The 18,574-nt window shown below is 55.8% G+C and carries 17 protein-coding genes; 11 read left to right on the top strand and 6 right to left on the bottom strand.

All coding sequences use genetic code 11. The annotated features are described in order from the left end of the window. Positions 1-3 precede the first annotated feature (3 nt). Positions 4-444 carry a universal stress protein gene (locus tag AACY09_RS01750; protein WP_339485698.1) on the bottom strand — a complete coding sequence of 147 codons (441 nt, stop codon included), beginning with the start codon at positions 442-444 and terminating at the stop codon, positions 4-6. Positions 445-532: 88 nt separating this feature from the next. Here AACY09_RS01750 and AACY09_RS01745 point away from each other — a divergent pair, with 88 nt between their 5' ends. Then, the gene (locus tag AACY09_RS01745; protein WP_339485696.1) at positions 533-970 is read left to right on the top strand and encodes a hypothetical protein; all 438 of its coding nucleotides are present in this window, start codon (positions 533-535) and stop codon (positions 968-970) included. Between the two features lie 202 nt (positions 971-1,172). Here AACY09_RS01745 and AACY09_RS01740 read toward each other — a convergent pair whose 3' ends face one another. Then, complete coding sequence (locus AACY09_RS01740) at positions 1,173-1,994, bottom strand: hypothetical protein (protein ID WP_339485694.1); 822 nt, start codon at positions 1,992-1,994, stop codon at positions 1,173-1,175. Between the two features lie 466 nt (positions 1,995-2,460). Between AACY09_RS01740 and fadB the strand changes: the two genes are divergently transcribed. From fadB to AACY09_RS01710, 6 genes are all read left to right on the top strand, one after another. After that, positions 2,461-4,608, top strand: a complete 2,148-nt coding sequence (fadB, locus tag AACY09_RS01735) for a fatty acid oxidation complex subunit alpha FadB (protein ID WP_339485693.1) — start codon at positions 2,461-2,463, stop codon at positions 4,606-4,608. Between the two features lie 29 nt (positions 4,609-4,637). Then, complete coding sequence (fadA, locus tag AACY09_RS01730; protein ID WP_339485692.1) at positions 4,638-5,813, top strand: acetyl-CoA C-acyltransferase FadA; 1,176 nt, start codon at positions 4,638-4,640, stop codon at positions 5,811-5,813. A gap of 80 nt (positions 5,814-5,893) precedes the next feature. Then, positions 5,894-6,130 (top strand): DUF1653 domain-containing protein, encoded by a 237-nt coding sequence (locus AACY09_RS01725; RefSeq protein ID WP_339485691.1) that lies wholly within the window; start codon positions 5,894-5,896, stop codon positions 6,128-6,130. Between the two features lie 115 nt (positions 6,131-6,245). Beyond that, entirely contained in the window at positions 6,246-8,858 is a 2,613-nt protein-coding gene (topA, locus tag AACY09_RS01720; protein WP_339485689.1) for a type I DNA topoisomerase, read from the top strand. 128 nt (positions 8,859-8,986) lie between these two features. Next, positions 8,987-9,505, top strand: a complete 519-nt coding sequence (locus AACY09_RS01715; protein ID WP_339485688.1) for a DUF6586 family protein — start codon at positions 8,987-8,989, stop codon at positions 9,503-9,505. Between the two features lie 77 nt (positions 9,506-9,582). After that, complete coding sequence (locus AACY09_RS01710) at positions 9,583-9,816, top strand: hypothetical protein (protein ID WP_087517423.1); 234 nt, start codon at positions 9,583-9,585, stop codon at positions 9,814-9,816. A 140-nt stretch (positions 9,817-9,956) separates the two neighbouring features. On the opposite strand, the gene sulA is transcribed toward AACY09_RS01710, so the two are convergent. Together sulA and lexA are read right to left on the bottom strand one after the other, a co-directional pair. Continuing rightward, positions 9,957-10,430, bottom strand: coding sequence for an SOS-induced cell division inhibitor SulA (gene sulA, locus AACY09_RS01705; RefSeq protein ID WP_339485687.1), 474 nt, complete (start codon positions 10,428-10,430; stop codon positions 9,957-9,959). A gap of 10 nt (positions 10,431-10,440) precedes the next feature. Further along, entirely contained in the window at positions 10,441-11,049 is a 609-nt protein-coding gene (gene lexA / locus AACY09_RS01700; RefSeq protein ID WP_339485686.1) for a transcriptional repressor LexA, read from the bottom strand. Between the two features lie 247 nt (positions 11,050-11,296). Here lexA and AACY09_RS01695 point away from each other — a divergent pair, with 247 nt between their 5' ends. From AACY09_RS01695 to AACY09_RS01680, 4 genes are read left to right on the top strand one after another with little or no spacing between them, the layout of a single operon-like run. Beyond that, on the top strand, positions 11,297-12,004 hold the full coding sequence (locus AACY09_RS01695; protein WP_339485685.1) for a TetR/AcrR family transcriptional regulator: 708 nt from the start codon (positions 11,297-11,299) through the stop codon (positions 12,002-12,004). A 47-nt stretch (positions 12,005-12,051) separates the two neighbouring features. Then, positions 12,052-12,576 carry a L,D-transpeptidase gene (locus AACY09_RS01690; protein WP_339485684.1) on the top strand — a complete coding sequence of 175 codons (525 nt, stop codon included), beginning with the start codon at positions 12,052-12,054 and terminating at the stop codon, positions 12,574-12,576. 36 nt (positions 12,577-12,612) lie between these two features. Beyond that, on the top strand, positions 12,613-13,596 hold the full coding sequence (gene nagZ, locus AACY09_RS01685; RefSeq protein ID WP_339487050.1) for a beta-N-acetylhexosaminidase: 984 nt from the start codon (positions 12,613-12,615) through the stop codon (positions 13,594-13,596). A gap of 10 nt (positions 13,597-13,606) precedes the next feature. Further along, on the top strand, positions 13,607-14,344 hold the full coding sequence (locus AACY09_RS01680) for an S-methyl-5'-thioinosine phosphorylase (RefSeq protein ID WP_339485683.1): 738 nt from the start codon (positions 13,607-13,609) through the stop codon (positions 14,342-14,344). A 162-nt stretch (positions 14,345-14,506) separates the two neighbouring features. On the opposite strand, the gene AACY09_RS01675 is transcribed toward AACY09_RS01680, so the two are convergent. Together AACY09_RS01675 and mfd are read right to left on the bottom strand one after the other, a co-directional pair. Then, the gene (locus AACY09_RS01675; protein ID WP_339487049.1) at positions 14,507-15,034 is read right to left on the bottom strand and encodes a CsiV family protein; all 528 of its coding nucleotides are present in this window, start codon (positions 15,032-15,034) and stop codon (positions 14,507-14,509) included. Positions 15,035-15,051: 17 nt separating this feature from the next. After that, on the bottom strand, positions 15,052-18,489 hold the full coding sequence (gene mfd / locus AACY09_RS01670; protein ID WP_339485681.1) for a transcription-repair coupling factor: 3,438 nt from the start codon (positions 18,487-18,489) through the stop codon (positions 15,052-15,054). Between the last annotated feature and the right edge of the window lie 85 nt (positions 18,490-18,574).

The following is an 18,574-nucleotide window of genomic DNA, read 5'->3' as shown; positions in this document are numbered from 1 at the left end:
AATTTATTCGGGCTTTTTCAGGCGAACTGCCAGTACATCGCATGGCGCGCCATGAAGGACGTCATTGGCGGTAGAACCCAGAAGCAGGGCTAGGCCGTGGCGGCCATGGCTGCCAACGATGATCAAGTCACAGCCTTGCTCTTCGGCCAGGCGGTGGATCTCTTGGCGCGGTTGGCCGTAAGTCAGGTGGCGTTGGTCAGTGGCCAGTTCGTTGTATTTTACAGCGAAGGCGTCGAGGCGTTCACGGGCTTGGTCAAATTGCTGTTGTTGCAGCATCGACAAATCCATGGGTACGTCGCCGCCAAAGGCCATGGCCATCGGTTCGACCACATGTACAACCGAGAGCTTGGCTTGGTTGTTGCGTGCCAGGATTTGCGCACGGCTCATGACCGGGTCGCATTCTTCGGTTAGGTCTACGGCGACCAAGATATGTTGGTAGGACATGAGAGACTCCTTAAATGGACAGTCGATGAAGCTAAGTATGAACGTTAATGAGCGCTTGCGGCAGGCTTTTACAGTAGAGAAATAACCTATGACCACTTGGATCGTGTTGGCATTGCTGTTTTGTGTGCTCAGCCCCTTGGCAATGTTGATGCCTTCGCGGCGGTTGCGTGGGCGTATGGACGTGCGCATGCAGGCCCGGCAGTACGGCCTGGCCATGAACATATCGCGACAGGAATGGCCTCATTGGTTGCATCGCGGGCAGCCTGCTGCATGCCCGCAGTATCATTTGGCGCGCCGTCGTGGGTATCAGGACAGTTGGTGCTTTTGGCAGGCAGAGCCGGGGCAATGGCTTAATCAGTGGCAAGAGCCCTGTGTGGATACCGAGCTTGCGCAGCGGCTGGCGAGCTTGCCTGCCGATGTTTACAAGGCCGAGCTGAGCCCGCAGATGGTGGCGGTGTGCTGGGGCGAAGGGGCCAAGGCGCAGGAGTTGGAGGCAATTCGCGATTTTCTTAAGGGCTACTTTTAGCGGGGCTGCCATCAGCGGGGCTGCCATTAGCGGGGCTGCCATCAGTGGGGCTGCCATCAGCAGGGCAACTCTTTGCGGGATTGCCATCAGCGGGGCTGCCAATAGCCGGTAAAGAAAAACCCGATGCAAGCACCGGGCTGGAAGGTTGGCCAGGCAGGCCGGTAAATTCGTGGTGTGCATCTCGCCGTGGCTACTTAGCGGCTTAGGTCGATGCAGCTGCATACTGTGAGGATAGCTGTTCTAGCTCTTCAATGATGCTATCTGAGTACTTGCTAACCAAGAAGGGTACACTGTTTTCGTTGTAGTTCTTCAAAGATTTTTCAATGTAGCGCCATTTTGTACTGACATTGCTCAGGGTTTCGCTGGTCTGAGGGGTGTTTTCAGGCGCCACGCTGAGCACTTGCAGGGTGCTGGCGAAGTCGTTCACCAGATCTTCCATGCTGCGACTGTCGCCGCCGCCCATAAAGGTTGCACCTACCGACGCACTGCGCGATGAGTAATCGACCGCAATGGCTTGCATCAGCAAACTTTGCTTGCGCGTCTGCTGAATCAGTGGCGGCACACTGTACCCTGTTTCCTGCTCGATCTTGGTGTAAAGCTCTTGGCTTAACGCCATGATTTTTTGGTTGTGTTCGGCCAAGTCCGCCACCGGCTGCAAGTCGGTGTAGCCTTGAGACTTGAGCGTGGCAACCAGTATTTTCATATTCTTCTGATAAACATCCCAGAGACCAAGCAACTGGCTGCTGAGGGCCTTTGAACTGTCGCCGTTCAAGTCTTGCAGGGTTGCCAGCGCCTGATCGGCTGCACTGAGCGATTCAGTGATCATGCGCGCATAGCGCTGATCGCCTTCCATGTTGTTGTACATGTAGAAGCTGCTCAGGCTTTTCTGGGTGTCTAGGCGCATCTGGTGCAGCTTCAGCAGGCTATCTGCTGGGGCTTGGGCGGCCTGGCTGAGCGCGCTGATCAGGAGCATAGAGAGAACTAAAAAAGTACGTAGAGAAATGGCAAGCATTCGGCTTGTCATACAGCGCTCCATAGACCCTTTTGGAGGGTTCGTTGTTGTTTTGTTAGCAAGTTGTGGCGAGTCTGTGCTGGCCATCTGTCTGTAAATGTACCGGGCTGCGGCCGGATTTACTAGCGTGTTATAGCGCTAGTTTAGTTGCCTGCTATCGATGAATTACAGGCTAAAAGATTAGCTGATAATCCCCCGTAGCCGGCATTGAACCTAGCCTCCAGAGGGTTTTGTAACGTTTTTGCATCGCTTGGGGCATCGATCGACAATTGACAAGTTAAGTCTTTTCCCTGAATGTGTGCCGACCCAAATCAAACGGGCGTATGAATTGAGCGTTTGTTTGTAATAAACGACGCCTTTACTGCTCGAATATCGCGTCAGTGGGTGTGCCAGGTGTTTCCCGCTACTCTTGCCGGCTCAGCCGCAGAGCAGGGCTCTGACGTGTACTGTTTAGCTTCCATATCGTGGAGATCAGTTGATGATTTACGAAGGTAAAGCCATCACGGTTAAAGCTCTTGAAAGTGGCATCGTCGAATTGAATTTCGACCTCAAGGGTGAATCCGTCAACAAGTTCAACCGTCTTACCCTGAACGAATTGCGTCAGTCCGTAGATGCAATCAAGGCCGATGGTTCGATCAAAGGCGTGATTGTTACCAGCGGTAAAGACGTATTTATCGTCGGTGCCGATATCACCGAATTCGTTGAGAATTTCAAACTGCCCGACGAAGAGTTGGTCGCGGGCAATCTCGAAGCCAACAAGATTTTCAGCGACTTTGAAGACTTGGCTGTGCCAACTGTGGCCGTTATCAACGGCATCGCACTGGGCGGTGGCTTTGAAATGTGCTTGGCTGCGGATTACCGCGTGATGGCCAGCAACGCTAAAGTTGGCCTGCCAGAAGTTAAACTGGGTATCTACCCAGGCTTCGGTGGCACTGTGCGTCTGCCGCGCCTGATCGGTACCGACAATGCTGTCGAGTGGATTGCCGCCGGTAAGGAAAATCGCGCTGACGATGCTCTGAAAATGGGCGCTGTTGACGTTGTTGTTGACGCTGACAAGTTGCAAGCTGCTGCGTTGGACCTGATCAAGCGCGCCATCAGTGGCGAACTGGATTACAAGGCCAAGCGTCAGCCTAAGCTGGAAAAGCTCAAGCTCAACGCCATTGAGCAGATGATGTGCTTTGAAACCGCCAAAGGTTTCGTTGCAGGTCAAGCTGGCCCGAACTACCCGGCGCCGGTTGAAGCGATCAAAAGCATTCAGAAAGCCGCCAACTTCGGTCGCGATAAAGCGTTGGAAGTTGAAGCTGCAGGTTTTGTAAAACTGGCTAAAACGCCAGTGGCTGCAAGCCTGATTGGTCTGTTCCTGAACGACCAGGAACTGAAGAAGAAAGCCAAGCAGTACGACGAAGTCGCTAAAGACGTGAAGCTGGCTGCCGTATTGGGCGCTGGTATCATGGGCGGCGGCATTGCCTATCAGTCGGCTGTCAAAGGCACGCCGATCATGATGAAGGATATCCGCGAAGAGGGTATCCAAATGGGCTTGAACGAGGCGTCCAAGCTGCTCGGCAAGCGCGTCGAAAAAGGTCGTTTGACCCCAGCCAAAATGGCTGAGGCACTCAACGCCATTCGCCCAACCATGTCTTATGGCGACTTCGGTCACGTTGATATCGTGGTTGAAGCTGTGGTTGAAAATCCGAAAGTCAAACAAGCGGTATTGGCTGAAGTTGAAGGGGTGGTTCGTGATGATGCGATCCTGACTTCCAACACTTCGACCATCTCCATCAGCTTGCTGGCTAAAGCGTTGAAGCGCCCTGAAAACTTCTGCGGTATGCACTTCTTCAACCCGGTACACATGATGCCGCTGGTTGAAGTGATTCGCGGTGAAAAGTCGGGTGAAGTCGCCATTGCGACAACCGTGGCTTACGCCAAGAAGATGGGTAAAACCCCGGTCGTGGTAAACGATTGCCCAGGCTTCCTGGTCAACCGCGTGCTGTTCCCGTACTTCGGTGGTTTCTCCAAGCTGCTTGAGTTTGGTGTTGATTTCACCCGTATCGACAAAGTCATGGAGAAGTTCGGCTGGCCAATGGGCCCGGCGTACTTGTCTGACGTTGTTGGTATCGACACGGGCCACCACGGCCGTGACGTTATGGCTGAAGGCTTCCCGGATCGCATGGCAGTTGAAGGTCGTACTGCGGTCGATGTGATGTACGACGCTGATCGCCTGGGCCAGAAAAATGGCAAGGGCTTCTATGCCTACGAGACTGACAAGCGCGGCAAGCCGAAGAAGGTTGTTGACCCTAAAGCTTACGAATTGCTTAAAGAAATCGTCCGTGAAGAGCGTGAGTTGACTGACGAAGACATCGTCAACTTCATGATGATTCCGCTGTGCATGGAAACTGTTCGCTGCCTCGAAGATGGCATCGTTGAAACCGCTGCAGAGGCCGATATGGGCCTGATCTACGGTATTGGCTTCCCGCCGTTCCGTGGGGGTGCACTGCGTTACATCGATAGCATTGGTGTAGCGGAATTTGTAGCCCTGGCCGATAAGTACGCCGAACTGGGCGCGTTGTACCAGCCAACTGAAAAGCTGCGTGAAATGGCCAAGAACGGCCAGAAGTTTTTCGGTTAATCGCGCAACGATTTAGCGAGGGTAAAATAATGAGCTTGAACCCAAGAGATGCAGTGATTGTCGATTTCGGTCGCACCCCGATGGGGCGCTCGAAAGGCGGCATGCACCGTAACACCCGTGCCGAGACCATGTCGGCCAACCTGATTCGCGGCGTCCTGGATCGTAACTCGAAGATCGATCCGGCTGAAGTCGAAGACGTAATCTGGGGTTGTGTAAACCAGACATTGGAGCAGGGCTGGAACATCGCACGCATGGCGTCGCTGATGACTCAGATCCCGCACACCAGTGCTGGTCAGACAGTTAGCCGTCTGTGCGGCTCTTCCATGAGCGCTCTGCACACTGCTGTGCAGGCGATTCAAACCGGTAACGGCGATGTATTCGTGGTCGGTGGTGTTGAGCACATGGGCCACGTCGGCATGATGCATGGCGTCGATCCAAACCCGCACCTGTCGCTGTACGCAGCGAAAGCGTCGGGCATGATGGGTCTGACCGCTGAAATGCTCGGCAAGATGCATGGCATCAGCCGTGAGCAGCAGGATGCATTTGGCGAGCGTTCGCACCGTTTGGCGCAAAAAGCGACCGTTGAAGGCAACTTCAAGGATGAAATCATCCCGATGGAAGGCTACGACGAGAACGGCTTCCTCAAGGTGTTTGACTACGACGAAACCATTCGTCCGGAAACAACCCTTGAGAGCTTGGCGGCGTTGCGTCCAGCATTTAATCCGAAGGGCGGCACCGTGACTGCAGGTACGTCCTCGCAGATCACTGACGGTGCTTCGTGCATGATCGTGATGTCCGCTCAGCGTGCTCAGGATCTGGGCATCCAGCCGATGGCTGTGGTGCGTGCGATGGCGGTTGCCGGGGTTGATCCGGCGATCATGGGTTACGGTCCTGTGCCTTCGACTCAGAAAGCCTTGAAACGTGCCGGTCTGACCATGGCTGACATCAATTTTATGGAGCTCAATGAAGCCTTCGCAGCGCAAGCATTGCCTGTGCTGAAGGACCTCAAAGTGCTCGATAAAATGGATCAAATGGTTAACCTGCACGGCGGTGCGATTGCTTTGGGTCACCCGTTCGGTTGTTCCGGTGCCCGTATCTCCGGTACCCTGCTTAACGTAATGAAGCAAAACAACGGCACCCTGGGTGTTGCTACTATGTGCGTGGGCCTCGGTCAGGGCATCACCACCGTCTTCGAACGCGTTTAACCGTTTAAAGATGTGAAACCGGGGCCATGTGCCCCGGTTTTTGTTTGCTTGCGATAAATTTTTTTTTAAGGATGTGAGCGATGCAGATAAAGCCCGGTCTTTACCGTCATTACAAAGGCCCTGAATACCGTGTTTTTGGGGTCGCTCAACATTCCGAAACTGAGCAGCAGGTCGTTGTTTATCAAGCGCTGTACGGTGAATATGGGCTTTGGGTGCGTCCGCTCGAGATGTTTTGTGAGCGTGTCGATGTTGACGGCGAAAGCGTTCCGCGCTTTGCTCTGATCGAAGCCGAAACACCACTTTTTGGCAAACCTTGAAGCACTCCGCAGGCCACCTAAACTTGACCTTGCCTTGAGCGCCACTATATATAGCGGTGCCAGACAAGGCGTCTCCTGCCTTTTCTTTTCTTCACATTCAGGAATTTTCTGATCCATGGGTAAATCGCTGGTCATCGTGGAATCCCCGGCCAAGGCCAAGACCATCAACAAGTACTTGGGCAACGAGTACGTGGTGAAGTCGAGCATCGGCCACATCCGTGACCTGCCTACTAGTGGTTCGGCAAGCGCGGCCAAAGAACCGGCCAAGCGCGGAAAAGCTGCTGCAGGCGAGGCACCGGCTCTGTCGCCCAAAGAAAAAGCCAAGCGTCAATTGGTTGCACGCATGGGTGTTGATCCTGAGCATGGCTGGAAAGCCAAGTACGAGATCCTTCCAGGCAAAGAGAAAGTGGTGGATGAACTGCGCCGCTTGGCCAAAGACGCCGACACCATCTATCTCGCAACCGACTTGGATCGCGAGGGGGAAGCCATTGCCTGGCACCTGCGCGAATCCATTGGTGGTGATGACAGCCGATATAAGCGTGTGGTGTTCAACGAGATCACCAAGAAAGCCATTCAAGAGGCATTCTCCAAGCCGGGCGAGCTCGATATTAATCGGGTTAATGCTCAGCAAGCGCGCCGTTTCCTTGACCGTGTAGTGGGTTACATGGTCTCGCCGCTGCTGTGGTCGAAGATTGCCCGTGGGCTGTCTGCCGGCCGTGTGCAATCGGTAGCGGTCAAGCTGGTGGTGGAGCGTGAGAAAGAGATTCGTGCCTTCGTACCGGAAGAGTATTGGGAAGTGCACGCCGATCTGGCCACCGGTAAAAAAGACACCGTGCGCTTTGAAGTAGCCCGTGAAAACGGTGCAGCCTTCAAGCCGCTCAACGAAACGCAGGCCATGGCTGCGCTGGAGACGCTTAAGGCGTCCAGCTATAGCATCGCCAAGCGTGAAGACAAACCGACCAGCAGCAAGCCTTCTGCGCCTTTTATCACCTCGACGCTGCAACAGGCTGCAAGTAATCGCCTGGGCTTTGGCGTGAAAAAGACCATGATGATGGCCCAGCGTCTGTATGAAGCGGGCTATATCACTTATATGCGTACCGACTCGACAAACCTGTCGGCCGACGCGGTGACCATGGTGCGCAGCTTTATCGAAGACGAGTTCGGCAAGAAATACCTGCCGGAAACGCCAAATATGTACAGCAGCAAGGAAGGCGCGCAGGAGGCTCACGAAGCGATTCGTCCGTCTGACGTCAACACCAAGCCGACTCAGCTCAGCGGTATGGAACGTGACGCTGAGCGTCTGTACGAGCTGATTTGGCGTCAGTTTGTGGCTTGCCAGATGCCGCCTGCCCAATATTTGTCGACCACAGTGACGGTTGAGGCTGCACAGTTTGAATTGCGTGCCAAGGGCCGCATCCTCAAGTTTGATGGTTACACCCGTGCATTGCCTCAGGTGAGCAAGCCGGGCGACGACGCTGTGTTGCCGGAAATGAAGCAGGGCGAAGTGCTCAAGCTGATCAAGCTCGATCCAAGTCAGCACTTCACGAAGCCGCCGGCGCGGTACTCTGAGGCCAGCTTGGTAAAAGAGATGGAGAAGCGTGGTATTGGTCGTCCGTCGACCTATGCAGCCATCATCTCGACCATTCAGGACCGTGGTTACGTTGCTCTGCACAACCGTCGTTTCTATTCGGAAAAGATGGGCGACATCGTCACTGAGCGACTGTCTGAAAGTTTCTCCAACCTCATGGACTATGGCTTCACCGCCGGCATGGAAGAGAACCTCGATGATGTTGCGCAGGGTGAGCGCGAGTGGAAGAACGTGCTTGATGAGTTCTACGGTGACTTCAAGAAAAAACTTGAAGTCGCAGCTGACGGCGATACCGGCATGCGTGCCAACACGCCAACGCCGACTGACATTGCCTGTCGTGAGTGTGGTCGTCCGATGATGATTCGCACCGCGTCGACAGGTGTGTTCCTGGGTTGCTCGGGTTACAGCCTGCCGCCGAAAGAGCGCTGCAAATCGACCATCAATCTGGTGCCGGGCGATGAAATCGCTGCGGACGACGAGGGTGAGTCGGAATCCCTTGTGCTGCTTGGCAAGCACCGCTGCAAAATTTGCGACACGGCAATGGACGCCTACTTGCTCGACGAAACCCGCAAATTGCATATCTGCGGCAATAATCCGGACTGCACAGGTTACGAAATTGAAACCGGGCAATACCGGATCAAGGGCTATGAAGGTCCGAGTCTTGAGTGCGATAAGTGCGGCAGCGAGATGCAACTGAAAACCGGCCGATTCGGCAAGTTCTTCGGTTGCACCAATAGCGAGTGTAAAAACACCCGTAAATTGCTGCGCAGCGGTGAGCCAGCGCCACCGAAGATGGACGCGGTGAAAATGCCGGAGCTGAAGTGCGAGAAGGTCAACGACACCTATGTGCTGCGTGATGGTGCGTCTGGTCTGTTCCTGGCCGCCAGTCAGTTCCCGAAAAACCGTGAAACCCGTGCGCCGCTGGTAATCGAGATTCTGCCGCACAAAGACGAGATCGATCCGAAGTACGAGTTCCTGTTCAGCGCGCCGCAGAAAGATCCAGAAGGCCGTCCGGCAGTTATTCGATACAGCCGCAAGACCAAAGAGCAATATGTACAGACTGAGGTTGAAGGTAAGCCTACAGGCTGGAAGGCATTCTTTGACGGCGGTAAGTGGAAAGTCGAAGACAAGAAGCGTTAATTGGAGTGGTCGCGCAGGCCTGCGGTGTGCGCGACTCGATCTCTGATTATCTGGCTTAGTGCTGGCTTGGCTTGCGCGCATCCGGTTGCTCAAATTTTGAGCGTTGATCTGTCGAGGAGTGGTTAGCCATGGCTAACGAGTTGTACACCCGCACCAATCAAAAAATCTTTTACGCTGGCTTGTCGCTCGAGTCCTGGCGCAAGGCGGAAACGGCTCAGGCGATGAACGTTCAGGGGCTGATTCAGGCCGAGCGTGAAGCGGCATTGTTTCATTTGTACGGCGCAGTGCTTGGCCTGTGCCATGAGATTGCTGGTTACTACCGCTTGCCGAACAGCCAGTCGCCTCAGGTTGAAATCCTGCTTGATGGCGTGCTGCTCGACGCGGCGCCTAGCCCGGAGCTTTCTGAGTTGGTTGAGTTGGCGGCGAACGCCGAAACCTGGCTTGCGCAGTTATTGGCAGCCTACAAGGCGCTGTACAAGCCGCCGCAGATGCAGCAAAAGGCCAAAGTTGACCCGACAACACCTTTGATTGTGGCTGTCAGTATTGATCAAGCGCCTGAGGTGTTGGAGCGCGAAACGCTTGAAGGCTGGCGTAAACAGATAACCGCTCTGGCGCGGCGTTTTCGTGAGTCGCTCAGCGAGTGGTAGGCCATTATTGATCAGCGGGCTAGGGCGAGGCTCTGGTCGGCTGTTACAATGGGCGGCTAACGTGGAGACTCAAACCTATGCCTACTTCGTTTTTAGAAATCGTTGAACTACCTGATGGCCGTATCGCCTTGCGCCGCGCAGACGATGAGGAGGCGCTTGTAGTGCTGGATTTCTCCTCTGATGCGAAGTCTTTCCTGCAAGGGCAGCATGTTGAAGTGGCCAAGGCCATGCTCAATGTCGGCGTGCAGATGGCTGGACGTCTGGCCGAGAATGACTTTCAGCATGAAGGCGAAGAACGGGTGCTTCATTAAGCATTGTGAATAGGCCGGTTGGCCAGGCAACACCAAGCGTTTCACTCTATTGAGCCAATACCCAAAGCATCGATGCCGCCAATTGCCGATGACAAAGCATCATCCTGCGATCCGGGGCGGTTCGATCCTGCCCAGCTGTTTTAGCCGAGGCTGATATTCAGGCTCTGCGCATCACCTTCGCGTGCCGCCTTTTCCAGGGTCTGGCGCGCGGCCTGCTGAAGTGGGTGCAACCAACTTACGACAGTGTGGCTGCGGCCCAGCTTCAAGGCATCTTCAGCCAATTGCAATGCGCTTTGTTCGCCGCGCGGCTGCAACAGCAGAATACGTTCACGGTTAAGCCCGGCGTCGCGCAGCCAGCTTTGGGTTAAATTGCTCGGTGGGGCAATCAGTGTGAGCCAGCGCTCGCTGTCATTTTCGCTGAGCTCGCGAAGGATTGGGGCGAGTAGGGTTAGGCAGTGTCTCGCAGCGCCTCTGAGCGACAATTCGCTAAATGCCTGAGGCTGATCCTGCCAGGCATCGTTGAGTGCTTCTTGCGGCAGTGCAGGGGCGCTGACAGCCATAAAAGCCTCGAACAGTGGAAGTTGTGTCTGATTGAGCGGTTGAGACAGCTGCATAAATACTTCCTTAGCGGCGGATAACGCCGACACTTAATCCTTCAATCACAAAGTCCTGTTCTTCGAGGTTGACTTCAATAGGGGAAAACTCAGGGTTTTCGGCGATCAACCAGACTTTGTTGCCTTCACGCTTGAAGCGTTTGACTGTGACTTCATCATCGATTCGTGCCACCACGATTTGGCCATTGCGGACCTCGCGCGTGGTGTGCACGGCCAGTAAGTCGCCATCGAGGATGCCAATGTCTTTCATGCTCATGCCGCGTACCCGCAGCAGATAATCTGCCTTGGGGTGGAAGAAGGCGGGGTTTATTCGGCAGGAATCTTCGATGTGTTGTTGTGCCAGAATCGGTTCACCCGCTGCTACGCGGCCGATGACTGGCAGGCCATCTTCTTCCGTATTGGGCTCGAAGCCTGGGATGCGAATGCCGCGCGATGCGCCGGGTGTCATCTCGATCGCACCTTTGCGGGCGAGGGCCTTAAGATGCTCTTCAGCAGCGTTAGGCGATTTGAAGCCCAGCTTCTGAGCAATTTCCGCGCGAGTAGGCGGGAAGCCATTGTCTTCAAGGCATTGCTTAATAAAGGCGAGAATCTCAGCTTGGCGTGGCGTCAGCTTTATCATTGGATCGACTCTGTTTTTATATACAGTGACTGGGATTATATACAGTGAATCGAGCTTGGCAATCCTCGTTTTGCATTTGCCTGCATTTAAGCCTGCTATTTTCTTTCTTTCGCCCTGTTACTCGGTTAGCGTGGTGAGCGTCTTTGAGTCAGTAGTTGAAGCTGATGCAAAAGACGGCGTTGCAATGCTTGACAATGCATGGAGCTGAAACGTATGTTTCAAACAAGTGTTTGTCAGGTGATAGCTAATGGCTCAGTCCGAAACTGTTGAACGCATTCTGGATGCTGCAGAGCAACTGTTTGCCGAAAAAGGTTTTGCGGAAACATCGTTACGTTTGATTACCAGTAAGGCTGGGGTCAATCTGGCGGCCGTGAACTATCACTTCGGCTCGAAGAAAGCCTTGATTCAAGCGGTGTTCTCGCGCTTTCTGGGCCCATTCTGCGCCAGCCTTGAACGTGAACTGGACCGCCGCCAGGCCAAGCCGGACACGCCTATCTCCCTTGAGGAGCTGCTCGAGCTTCTGGTTGAGCATGCGCTTGCGGTCAAGCCGCGCAGCGGCAACGATCTGTCTATCTTCATGCGCTTGCTGGGTTTGGCGTTCAGTCAAAGCCAGGGGCATTTGCGCAAATACCTTGAAGAGGTCTATGGCAAGGTATTTCGCCGTTACATGATGCTGGTTCACGAAGCCGCACCCCGTATTCCGCCGCTCGAACTGTTCTGGCGCGTGCACTTCATGTTGGGCGCTGCGGCGTTCAGCATGTCGGGTATCAAGGCGTTGCGCGCCATGTCAGAGACCGATTTCGGGGTCAATACTTCGATTGAGCAAGTGATGCGCCTGATGGTGCCATTTTTGGCGGCGGGCATGCGCTCTGAATCAGGTCTAAGTGATCCTGCTTTGGCTGCTGCAAAATTGCGTCCACGGCTCAAAACTCCGCCACTCACTGCCAAGGTTTAATGCGCAATGGGTGGGCGTCTTGGGGCTGATCCGCTAAGCTAGCGGCCATGGTTATTCTCGATTTATTGCATATCTCCATTGCCGATCAGCGCCTTTATGGCTTCGCTGGTGATCGTCTGTTGCTGCGTATGCCGGTATCCACTGCGCTCAACGGTGTTGGCGAGCTAAATGGTTCTGGGTGTACGCCCCGGGGCAGGCATATCGTGCGCGCCAAGATTGGCGCTCAGTTGCCGCAGGGTGCGGTACTGCGCGGGCGACGCTGGACGGGTGAAGTCTGGTCGGCGCAACTGGCTGAAGGCTTTCCGGGGCGTGATTGGATTTTGACCCGGATTCTTTGGCTCAGTGGCTGTGAAATTGGCCGCAATCGCTTGGGCAATGTCGATACGTTCCGCCGCTACATCTACCTGCATGGCACCCCAGACACCGAGCCAATGGGCGTGGCGCTTTCCCACGGCTGCATTCGCTTGCGTAACACTGATTTGCTGCAACTGTTCCCGCAAGTGCCGGTCAATTGCGCCGTGGTTATCGATGAAGCCGCGTGTCCTGACTGGGCCGCGATCCCTCTTGATTAAGGATTTTCTGTGAGTTCACCTCTTCAAGGCTCGTTGATGCTCGACATCGACGGTACCTGGCTTACGGCCGAAGACCGGCACATCCTGCGTCAGCCGCAAGTGGGCGGTTTGATTTTGTTTGCGCGCAACATTGAAGATCCACGCCAAGTGCGTGAATTGAGCGCCGCTATTCGTCAGGTTCGCCCTGATTTGCTATTGGCTGTCGATCAAGAGGGCGGTCGCGTGCAGCGCCTGCGCCAGGGTTTTGTGCGCTTGCCGGCGATGCGTGCGATTGCTGACAACCCCAATGCTGAGCAACTGGCTGAATATTGCGGTTGGGTCATGGCCATTGAGGTGCTGGCTGTTGGTTTGGACCTGAGCTTTGCGCCAGTGCTGGACCTGGATCATCAGCGCAGCGCTGTGGTCGGCAGTCGTGCCTTTGAAGGGGATGCCCAGCGTGCGACACAGCTGGCCAGTGCCTTTATTCGTGGTATGAATCAAGCTGGCATGGCTGCAACCGGGAAGCATTTCCCCGGGCATGGTTGGGCTGAAGCCGACTCACACGTTGCGATTCCAGTGGATGAGCGCAGCCTCGAGCAGATTCGTGCGCAAGATATGCAACCCTTCGCTCAGTTGGGTAACCAGTTGGCAGCAGTGATGCCCGCCCACGTGATTTATTCACAAGTGGATGACCAGCCTGCCGGTTTTTCACGGCGCTGGCTGCAAGACATTTTGCGCGGTGAGTTGGGCTTTAAAGGCGTGATCTTCAGTGATGACCTGTCGATGGCAGGCGCCCATGTGGTGGGCGATGCCGCCTGCCGGATTGAGGCCGCCTTGAGCGCGGGCTGCGACATGGGGCTGGTGTGTAATGACCGAGCTGCGGCCGAGTTGGCATTGAGTGCCGCGCAGCGCCTCAACGTAGTGGCCCCGGCGGGTTTGGCACCTATGCGCCGCCAGGCATTCCCCGGTATCGAATACCGCCGGAGTCCGCGCTGGCTCGAAGCAACTCGCGCGCTGCGCGCAGCACAACTCATTGAATAAGGATAACGCGATGACGGTTTACGCGATTATTGGCGGCACCGGCCTGACCCAATTGGAAGGCCTGACAATTACTGCTGCGCTGAACATCGACACGCCATTTGGTGCGCCTTCGGCGGCGGTGTTGCGCGGTGAATATGCTGGGCGAGAGGTGTTGTTTTTGGCCCGTCACGGCCACCCGCACCGAATCCCGCCGCATCAGGTCAACTATCGAGCGAATTTATGGGCGCTGAAGGAAGCGGGCGCTCAGGCGATTCTCGCCGTCAATGCGGTCGGCGGCATTCACATGGCCATGGGCACCGGGCATTTCTGCGTGCCGCATCAGGTGATCGATTACACCAGTGGTCGTGAGCACACCTATTTTGCTGGCGAACTCGACCATGTCACCCATATCGATTTCAGTCACCCCTATGATGAAGTCCTGCGCGGCAAATTCTGCGCGGCGCTGATGGCTGAGCATTGCGCATTCAGCAGTCATGGTGTGTACGGTGCGACCCAGGGCCCACGTCTGGAGACCGTGGCAGAGATCGCGCGCATGGAGCGCGATGGCTGCGATATTGTCGGCATGACCGGTATGCCCGAGGCCGTGCTGGCCCGTGAGCTCGACCTGCCATACGCCTGTTTATCATTGGTGGTTAACCCAGCAGCAGGCAAGAGTAATGAGCTGATCACCATGGCCCAAATCGAGCAGGCCCTGGTCGATGGCATGGACAAGGTCAAAGCCGTTCTGGCGCGGGTGTTGAGCGCCTAATTCACGGTAATGTCGGATGACGGTGGAGTCGTCGGGTTTTTGTAGGGTGTGGCAACGCGAAGCTTGCCCACCGTGATTGGCGCAAAACCATGAATATTTGAGGTCGCAATGGTGGCCGAAAAGAGGGTCGACCTCCTCATGCAGAGCCTTCGGACGGTGGTTCTATTCCGGGCGGACCCGAATCAGCATACCCAGGTTGCTATGGTCGATATAGTTGAGCTTGCGCGTTTGCAGGCTGCTCGATTGTTGCAGGTGCTCACTGCGCGCCACTAAGCCGCCTGACTCGAACTGGTTAATCCACAGATCCACCTTGGCTTCCAGCGAGCGCGCCTGGTTAAGGCTCAGGGTGCCTTCAATCGGTGCGTGGCCGAGGCGTACAGCGCCGCTACTGAATGCCACAGTCTCATCGCTGGCCTGGGTCCAGGCCTTGTGCAGCAGAACTTGATAGTCACCGCCGTCATTAAGCTTCTCCGCTTCACTGTCAAGGGTGGTTGCCCGCTCCTGGTCAGCATCAATCAGGCGTGCGCTTTGGCTCCAATCATCGGGGGCGCGCTTGCCGGACATGAGGATTTCTCCCGGCTGGCGGAACACAATCACTTCTATCTGATAGGTGTCAGCGGCCACTGCCGTTTGGCTTAAAGCGCTAATTGCCAGCAGGGGCAGCAAAGCAAGGCTGCGAAGTACGCGCATTTTCACGTATTGGTCCTTCAAGATGAGGGTGTAAGGCGCTCAAACAGCGCTTCCAGTGTATTAAATCGTTCTTCAGGCCGTTCCATGGGGACTTGGAATCTGAACAGCGTAGCGCCTTCGAATTTATAGCGTTTGGGTTGGCCTTGAATCAGTTTGATCAGGGTCAGTGGGTCAACACAGGTGTCGGCCGCAAACTCGATACGCCCACCTTGCGGGCCAGCATCAAGCTTTTTGATGCCCAGTGCCTCGGCTTTAAGCTTGAGCAGGGTGATGCGCACCAGGTTCTTGGTTGGCTCAGGGAGCAGTCCGAAACGGTCGATCATCTCCACTTGCAGCTCTTTCAGGCCGTCTTCATCGACGGCCGATGCAATGCGCTTGTACAGGATCAAGCGGGCGTGGACATCGGGTAGATAATCGTCGGGAATCAGTGCGGCCACGCGCAGGTTGATTTCCGGGCCGCCACCCAAGGGTTGATCGAGGTTCGGCTGTTCGCCTTTGCGGATGGCCTTGACCGCGCGTTCGAGCATTTCCATGTACAGGGTGAAGCCGACCGCCTGGATTTGCCCGCTCTGGCCATCGCCTAGCAGTTCGCCTGCGCCGCGAATTTCAAGGTCATGGGTGGCCAAGACAAAGCCGGCGCCGAGGTCCTGCGCGTTGGCGATCGCTTCGAGGCGCTTCTGCGCATCATCGGTGAGTTGCTTGCGCGGCGGCGTCAGCAGGTAGGCGTAGGCTTGGTGGTGGCTACGACCGACCCGGCCACGCAGTTGATGTAGCTGGGCCAAGCCAAACTTGTCGGCGCGCTCGATGATGATGGTATTGGCGCTTGGTACGTCAATCCCGGTCTCGATGATGGTCGAGGCGATCAACACATTGAAGCGCTTGTGATAGAAATCACCCATCACCTGTTCCAGCTCACGTTCGCGCATCTGTCCGTGGCCGATGCCAATGCGGGCTTCAGGCACCAGTTCGGCCAGGTCAGCGGCGCACTTCTCGATGGTTTTTACATCGTTGTGCAAGTAATACACCTGACCGCCGCGCAATAGCTCACGCAGCAGTGCCTCTTTGATCACGGTGTTTTGCTGTTCCATGACGAAGGTGCGTACCGACAAGCGCCGAGCTGGTGGTGTGGCAATGATCGACAAGTCGCGCATGCCGGCAACGGCCATATTCAGCGTACGCGGGATAGGCGTGGCAGTCAGGGTGAGGATATCCACCTCGCTGCGCAGGGCCTTGAGCTGTTCCTTCTGGCGCACGCCAAAGCGGTGTTCTTCGTCGATGATCACCAGACCAAGGTTGTTGAATTTAACGTCGTCTTGCAGCAGCTTGTGAGTGCCAATGACGATGTCGACCTTGCCTTCCGCCAGCTTTTGCATGGCCTCGCTGACTTCTTTGGCGCTTTTGAAGCGGCTCATCACTTCGACTTTTACCGGCCAGTCAGCAAAGCGGTCGCGGAAGCTGTTGTAATGCTGTTGGGCGAGCAGGGTGGTTGGCACCAGAATCGCCACTTGCTTGCCACCATGCACCGCTATAAACGCAGCGCGCATGGCCACTTCGGTTTTGCCAAAGCCCACGTCGCCGCATACCAGGCGATCCATCGGCTTGGGCGCGAGCATGTCATCGCGCACTGCATCAATCGCGGTCTGTTGATCCGGCGTTTCCTCAAATGGGAAGCCGGCGCTGAAGGTGGCGTAATCCATTTGCGGGTCGGCAAAGGCATAGCCTTCACGCGCGGCCCGGCGGGCGTAGATATCCAGCAGTTCAGCGGCCACGTCACGGACCTGCTCGGCGGCTTTGCGCTTGGCCTTCTGCCAGATCTCCGAACCCAGGCGGTGCAGCGGGGCGAGTGCATCGTCGCTGCCGGTGTAGCGGGCGATCAAATGCAGGTTGGCAACCGGCACATACAGCTTGGCTTCTTCGGCGTACTGCAATGACAGAAACTCAGCGTTCTGGCCGTCAATCTCCAAGGTAATCAAGCCTTGATAGCGGCCCACACCATGGTCGATATGCACCACCGGAGAACCTTCACGCAATTCGGTGAGGTTCTTGATGACGTTTTCACCCGCATCGCGGGTTTTTTCCCGGCGTCGGCGCTGCATCACCCGCTGGCCAAATAGCGGGCTTTCGGCGATCAGCGCCACATCTTCAAGCTGTAAGCCTTCATCGAGCGGGGCGATGGTGATGCCCAGGCGCTCTTTGCCGGCGATAAACTGCGTCCAGCCATCGACTTCCCTGGGTTTGAGCTTCAGGCGGGCGAGCAACTCAAGCAGCACTTCGCGGCGCCCGGCGGATTCGGCGCAGAACAGAATGCGCCCCTGATACTCCTCAATAAAGCCACGCAGTGCGGCCAGTGGTTCGCTGGCTTTGGCCTGAATCGCTAAATCAGGCAATGGCTGGGCGTTAAAGCGCAGGCGGCCAACGCCATCCTCGATGTCATCTTGGCTGACCACCACCCGCGGCCAGTTCTTCAGGCGGGCAAAGCAGTCTTCAACCGGCAAAAAGATGTCAGCAGGCGGCAGCAGGGGTCGCTCAGGGTCAACGCGGCGTTCTTCATAGCGGTTGCGCGCATCATTCCAGAACTGTTCAGCGGCTTTTTCGATGCCCGGCAAGGAAAACACCTGAGTATCTTGCGGCAGGTAGTCAAACAGGGTCGCGGTTTCTTCGAAAAACAGCGGAATGTAGTACTCAATACCGGCTGGCGTAATGCCCGTAGAGAGGTCCTGATAGATGGGGCAGCGGCGGAAATCAACGTCGAAGCGCTCGCGGAAACGCCCGCGGAAGTCAGTGACGGCCTTCTTTTCCAGCGGAAACTCGCGTGCAGGCAGCAGCTTGATTGATTCAACTTTGTCGATCGAGCGCTGGGTTTCCGGGTCAAAGGTGCGCAGGGTTTCGATTTCGTCATCGAACAAGTCAATTCGATAGGGCTGCTTGCTGCCCATCGGAAATAAATCAATCAGCGCGCCGCGCACCGCGAACTCGCCGTGTTCATACACAGTGTCTACGCAGCGATAGCCCGTGGCTTCAAGGCGGCTGCGCATCTCATTGACATCAAGGGTCTGGCCAACATCAAGCACCAGGCTGCTGCCGAGCAAAAAACGGGTCGGGGCCAGGCGATGTAGGGCGGTGGTAATTGGCACTACCAAAACGCCATGTTTTAACTCGGGCAGGCGATAAAGTGCGGAAATACGTTGTGAAATGATGTCTTGATGTGGCGAAAAAAGATCGTAGGGCAAGGTTTCCCAGTCAGGGAAATGCAATACGGGCAAATCCGGGGCAAAAAAACTCAGCTCCTGTTCGAGTCGTTCAGCGCTCTGGCTGTCGGCGGTCAGGAGTAAAGTAAAGCGATTTGCAGCGCTTGCAGCCTCAGCAATGGCTAGGCTTAGCGCTGCACCGGGGAGATTTCCCCAATGTTGTTTGCCGGCAGCAGCGGGCAGGGACGGTAGGCGCAGTACGGACACAGGCGGCTCACGGTCAGAACACAAGGTCGCAGATTGTAGCGGGCGAGAGTGCCTGCTGTCAGTTTCGACAGGCGACATTGCTCCC

It is taken from the genome of Pseudomonas sp. EL_65y_Pfl2_R95 (assembly GCF_963971045.1).
Lineage (GTDB): Bacteria > Pseudomonadota > Gammaproteobacteria > Pseudomonadales > Pseudomonadaceae > Aquipseudomonas.
This window is presented reverse-complemented; position numbering and strand designations above follow the sequence as displayed.

What these genes read in the sequence shown, in the direction of transcription:
- AACY09_RS01750 (WP_339485698.1), bottom strand. Translation starts at nt 444, where the DNA reads ATGTCCTACCAACATATCTTGGTCGCCGTAGACCTAACCGAAGAATGC.
- AACY09_RS01745 (WP_339485696.1), top strand. Translation starts at nt 533, where the DNA reads ATGACCACTTGGATCGTGTTGGCATTGCTGTTTTGTGTGCTCAGCCCC.
- AACY09_RS01740 (WP_339485694.1), bottom strand. Translation starts at nt 1,994, where the DNA reads ATGACAAGCCGAATGCTTGCCATTTCTCTACGTACTTTTTTAGTTCTC.
- fadB (WP_339485693.1), top strand. Translation starts at nt 2,461, where the DNA reads ATGATTTACGAAGGTAAAGCCATCACGGTTAAAGCTCTTGAAAGTGGC.
- fadA (WP_339485692.1), top strand. Translation starts at nt 4,638, where the DNA reads ATGAGCTTGAACCCAAGAGATGCAGTGATTGTCGATTTCGGTCGCACC.
- AACY09_RS01725 (WP_339485691.1), top strand. Translation starts at nt 5,894, where the DNA reads ATGCAGATAAAGCCCGGTCTTTACCGTCATTACAAAGGCCCTGAATAC.
- topA (WP_339485689.1), top strand. Translation starts at nt 6,246, where the DNA reads ATGGGTAAATCGCTGGTCATCGTGGAATCCCCGGCCAAGGCCAAGACC.
- AACY09_RS01715 (WP_339485688.1), top strand. Translation starts at nt 8,987, where the DNA reads ATGGCTAACGAGTTGTACACCCGCACCAATCAAAAAATCTTTTACGCT.
- AACY09_RS01710 (WP_087517423.1), top strand. Translation starts at nt 9,583, where the DNA reads ATGCCTACTTCGTTTTTAGAAATCGTTGAACTACCTGATGGCCGTATC.
- sulA (WP_339485687.1), bottom strand. Translation starts at nt 10,430, where the DNA reads ATGCAGCTGTCTCAACCGCTCAATCAGACACAACTTCCACTGTTCGAG.
- lexA (WP_339485686.1), bottom strand. Translation starts at nt 11,049, where the DNA reads ATGATAAAGCTGACGCCACGCCAAGCTGAGATTCTCGCCTTTATTAAG.
- AACY09_RS01695 (WP_339485685.1), top strand. Translation starts at nt 11,297, where the DNA reads ATGGCTCAGTCCGAAACTGTTGAACGCATTCTGGATGCTGCAGAGCAA.
- AACY09_RS01690 (WP_339485684.1), top strand. Translation starts at nt 12,052, where the DNA reads ATGGTTATTCTCGATTTATTGCATATCTCCATTGCCGATCAGCGCCTT.
- nagZ (WP_339487050.1), top strand. Translation starts at nt 12,613, where the DNA reads ATGCTCGACATCGACGGTACCTGGCTTACGGCCGAAGACCGGCACATC.
- AACY09_RS01680 (WP_339485683.1), top strand. Translation starts at nt 13,607, where the DNA reads ATGACGGTTTACGCGATTATTGGCGGCACCGGCCTGACCCAATTGGAA.
- AACY09_RS01675 (WP_339487049.1), bottom strand. Translation starts at nt 15,034, where the DNA reads ATGCGCGTACTTCGCAGCCTTGCTTTGCTGCCCCTGCTGGCAATTAGC.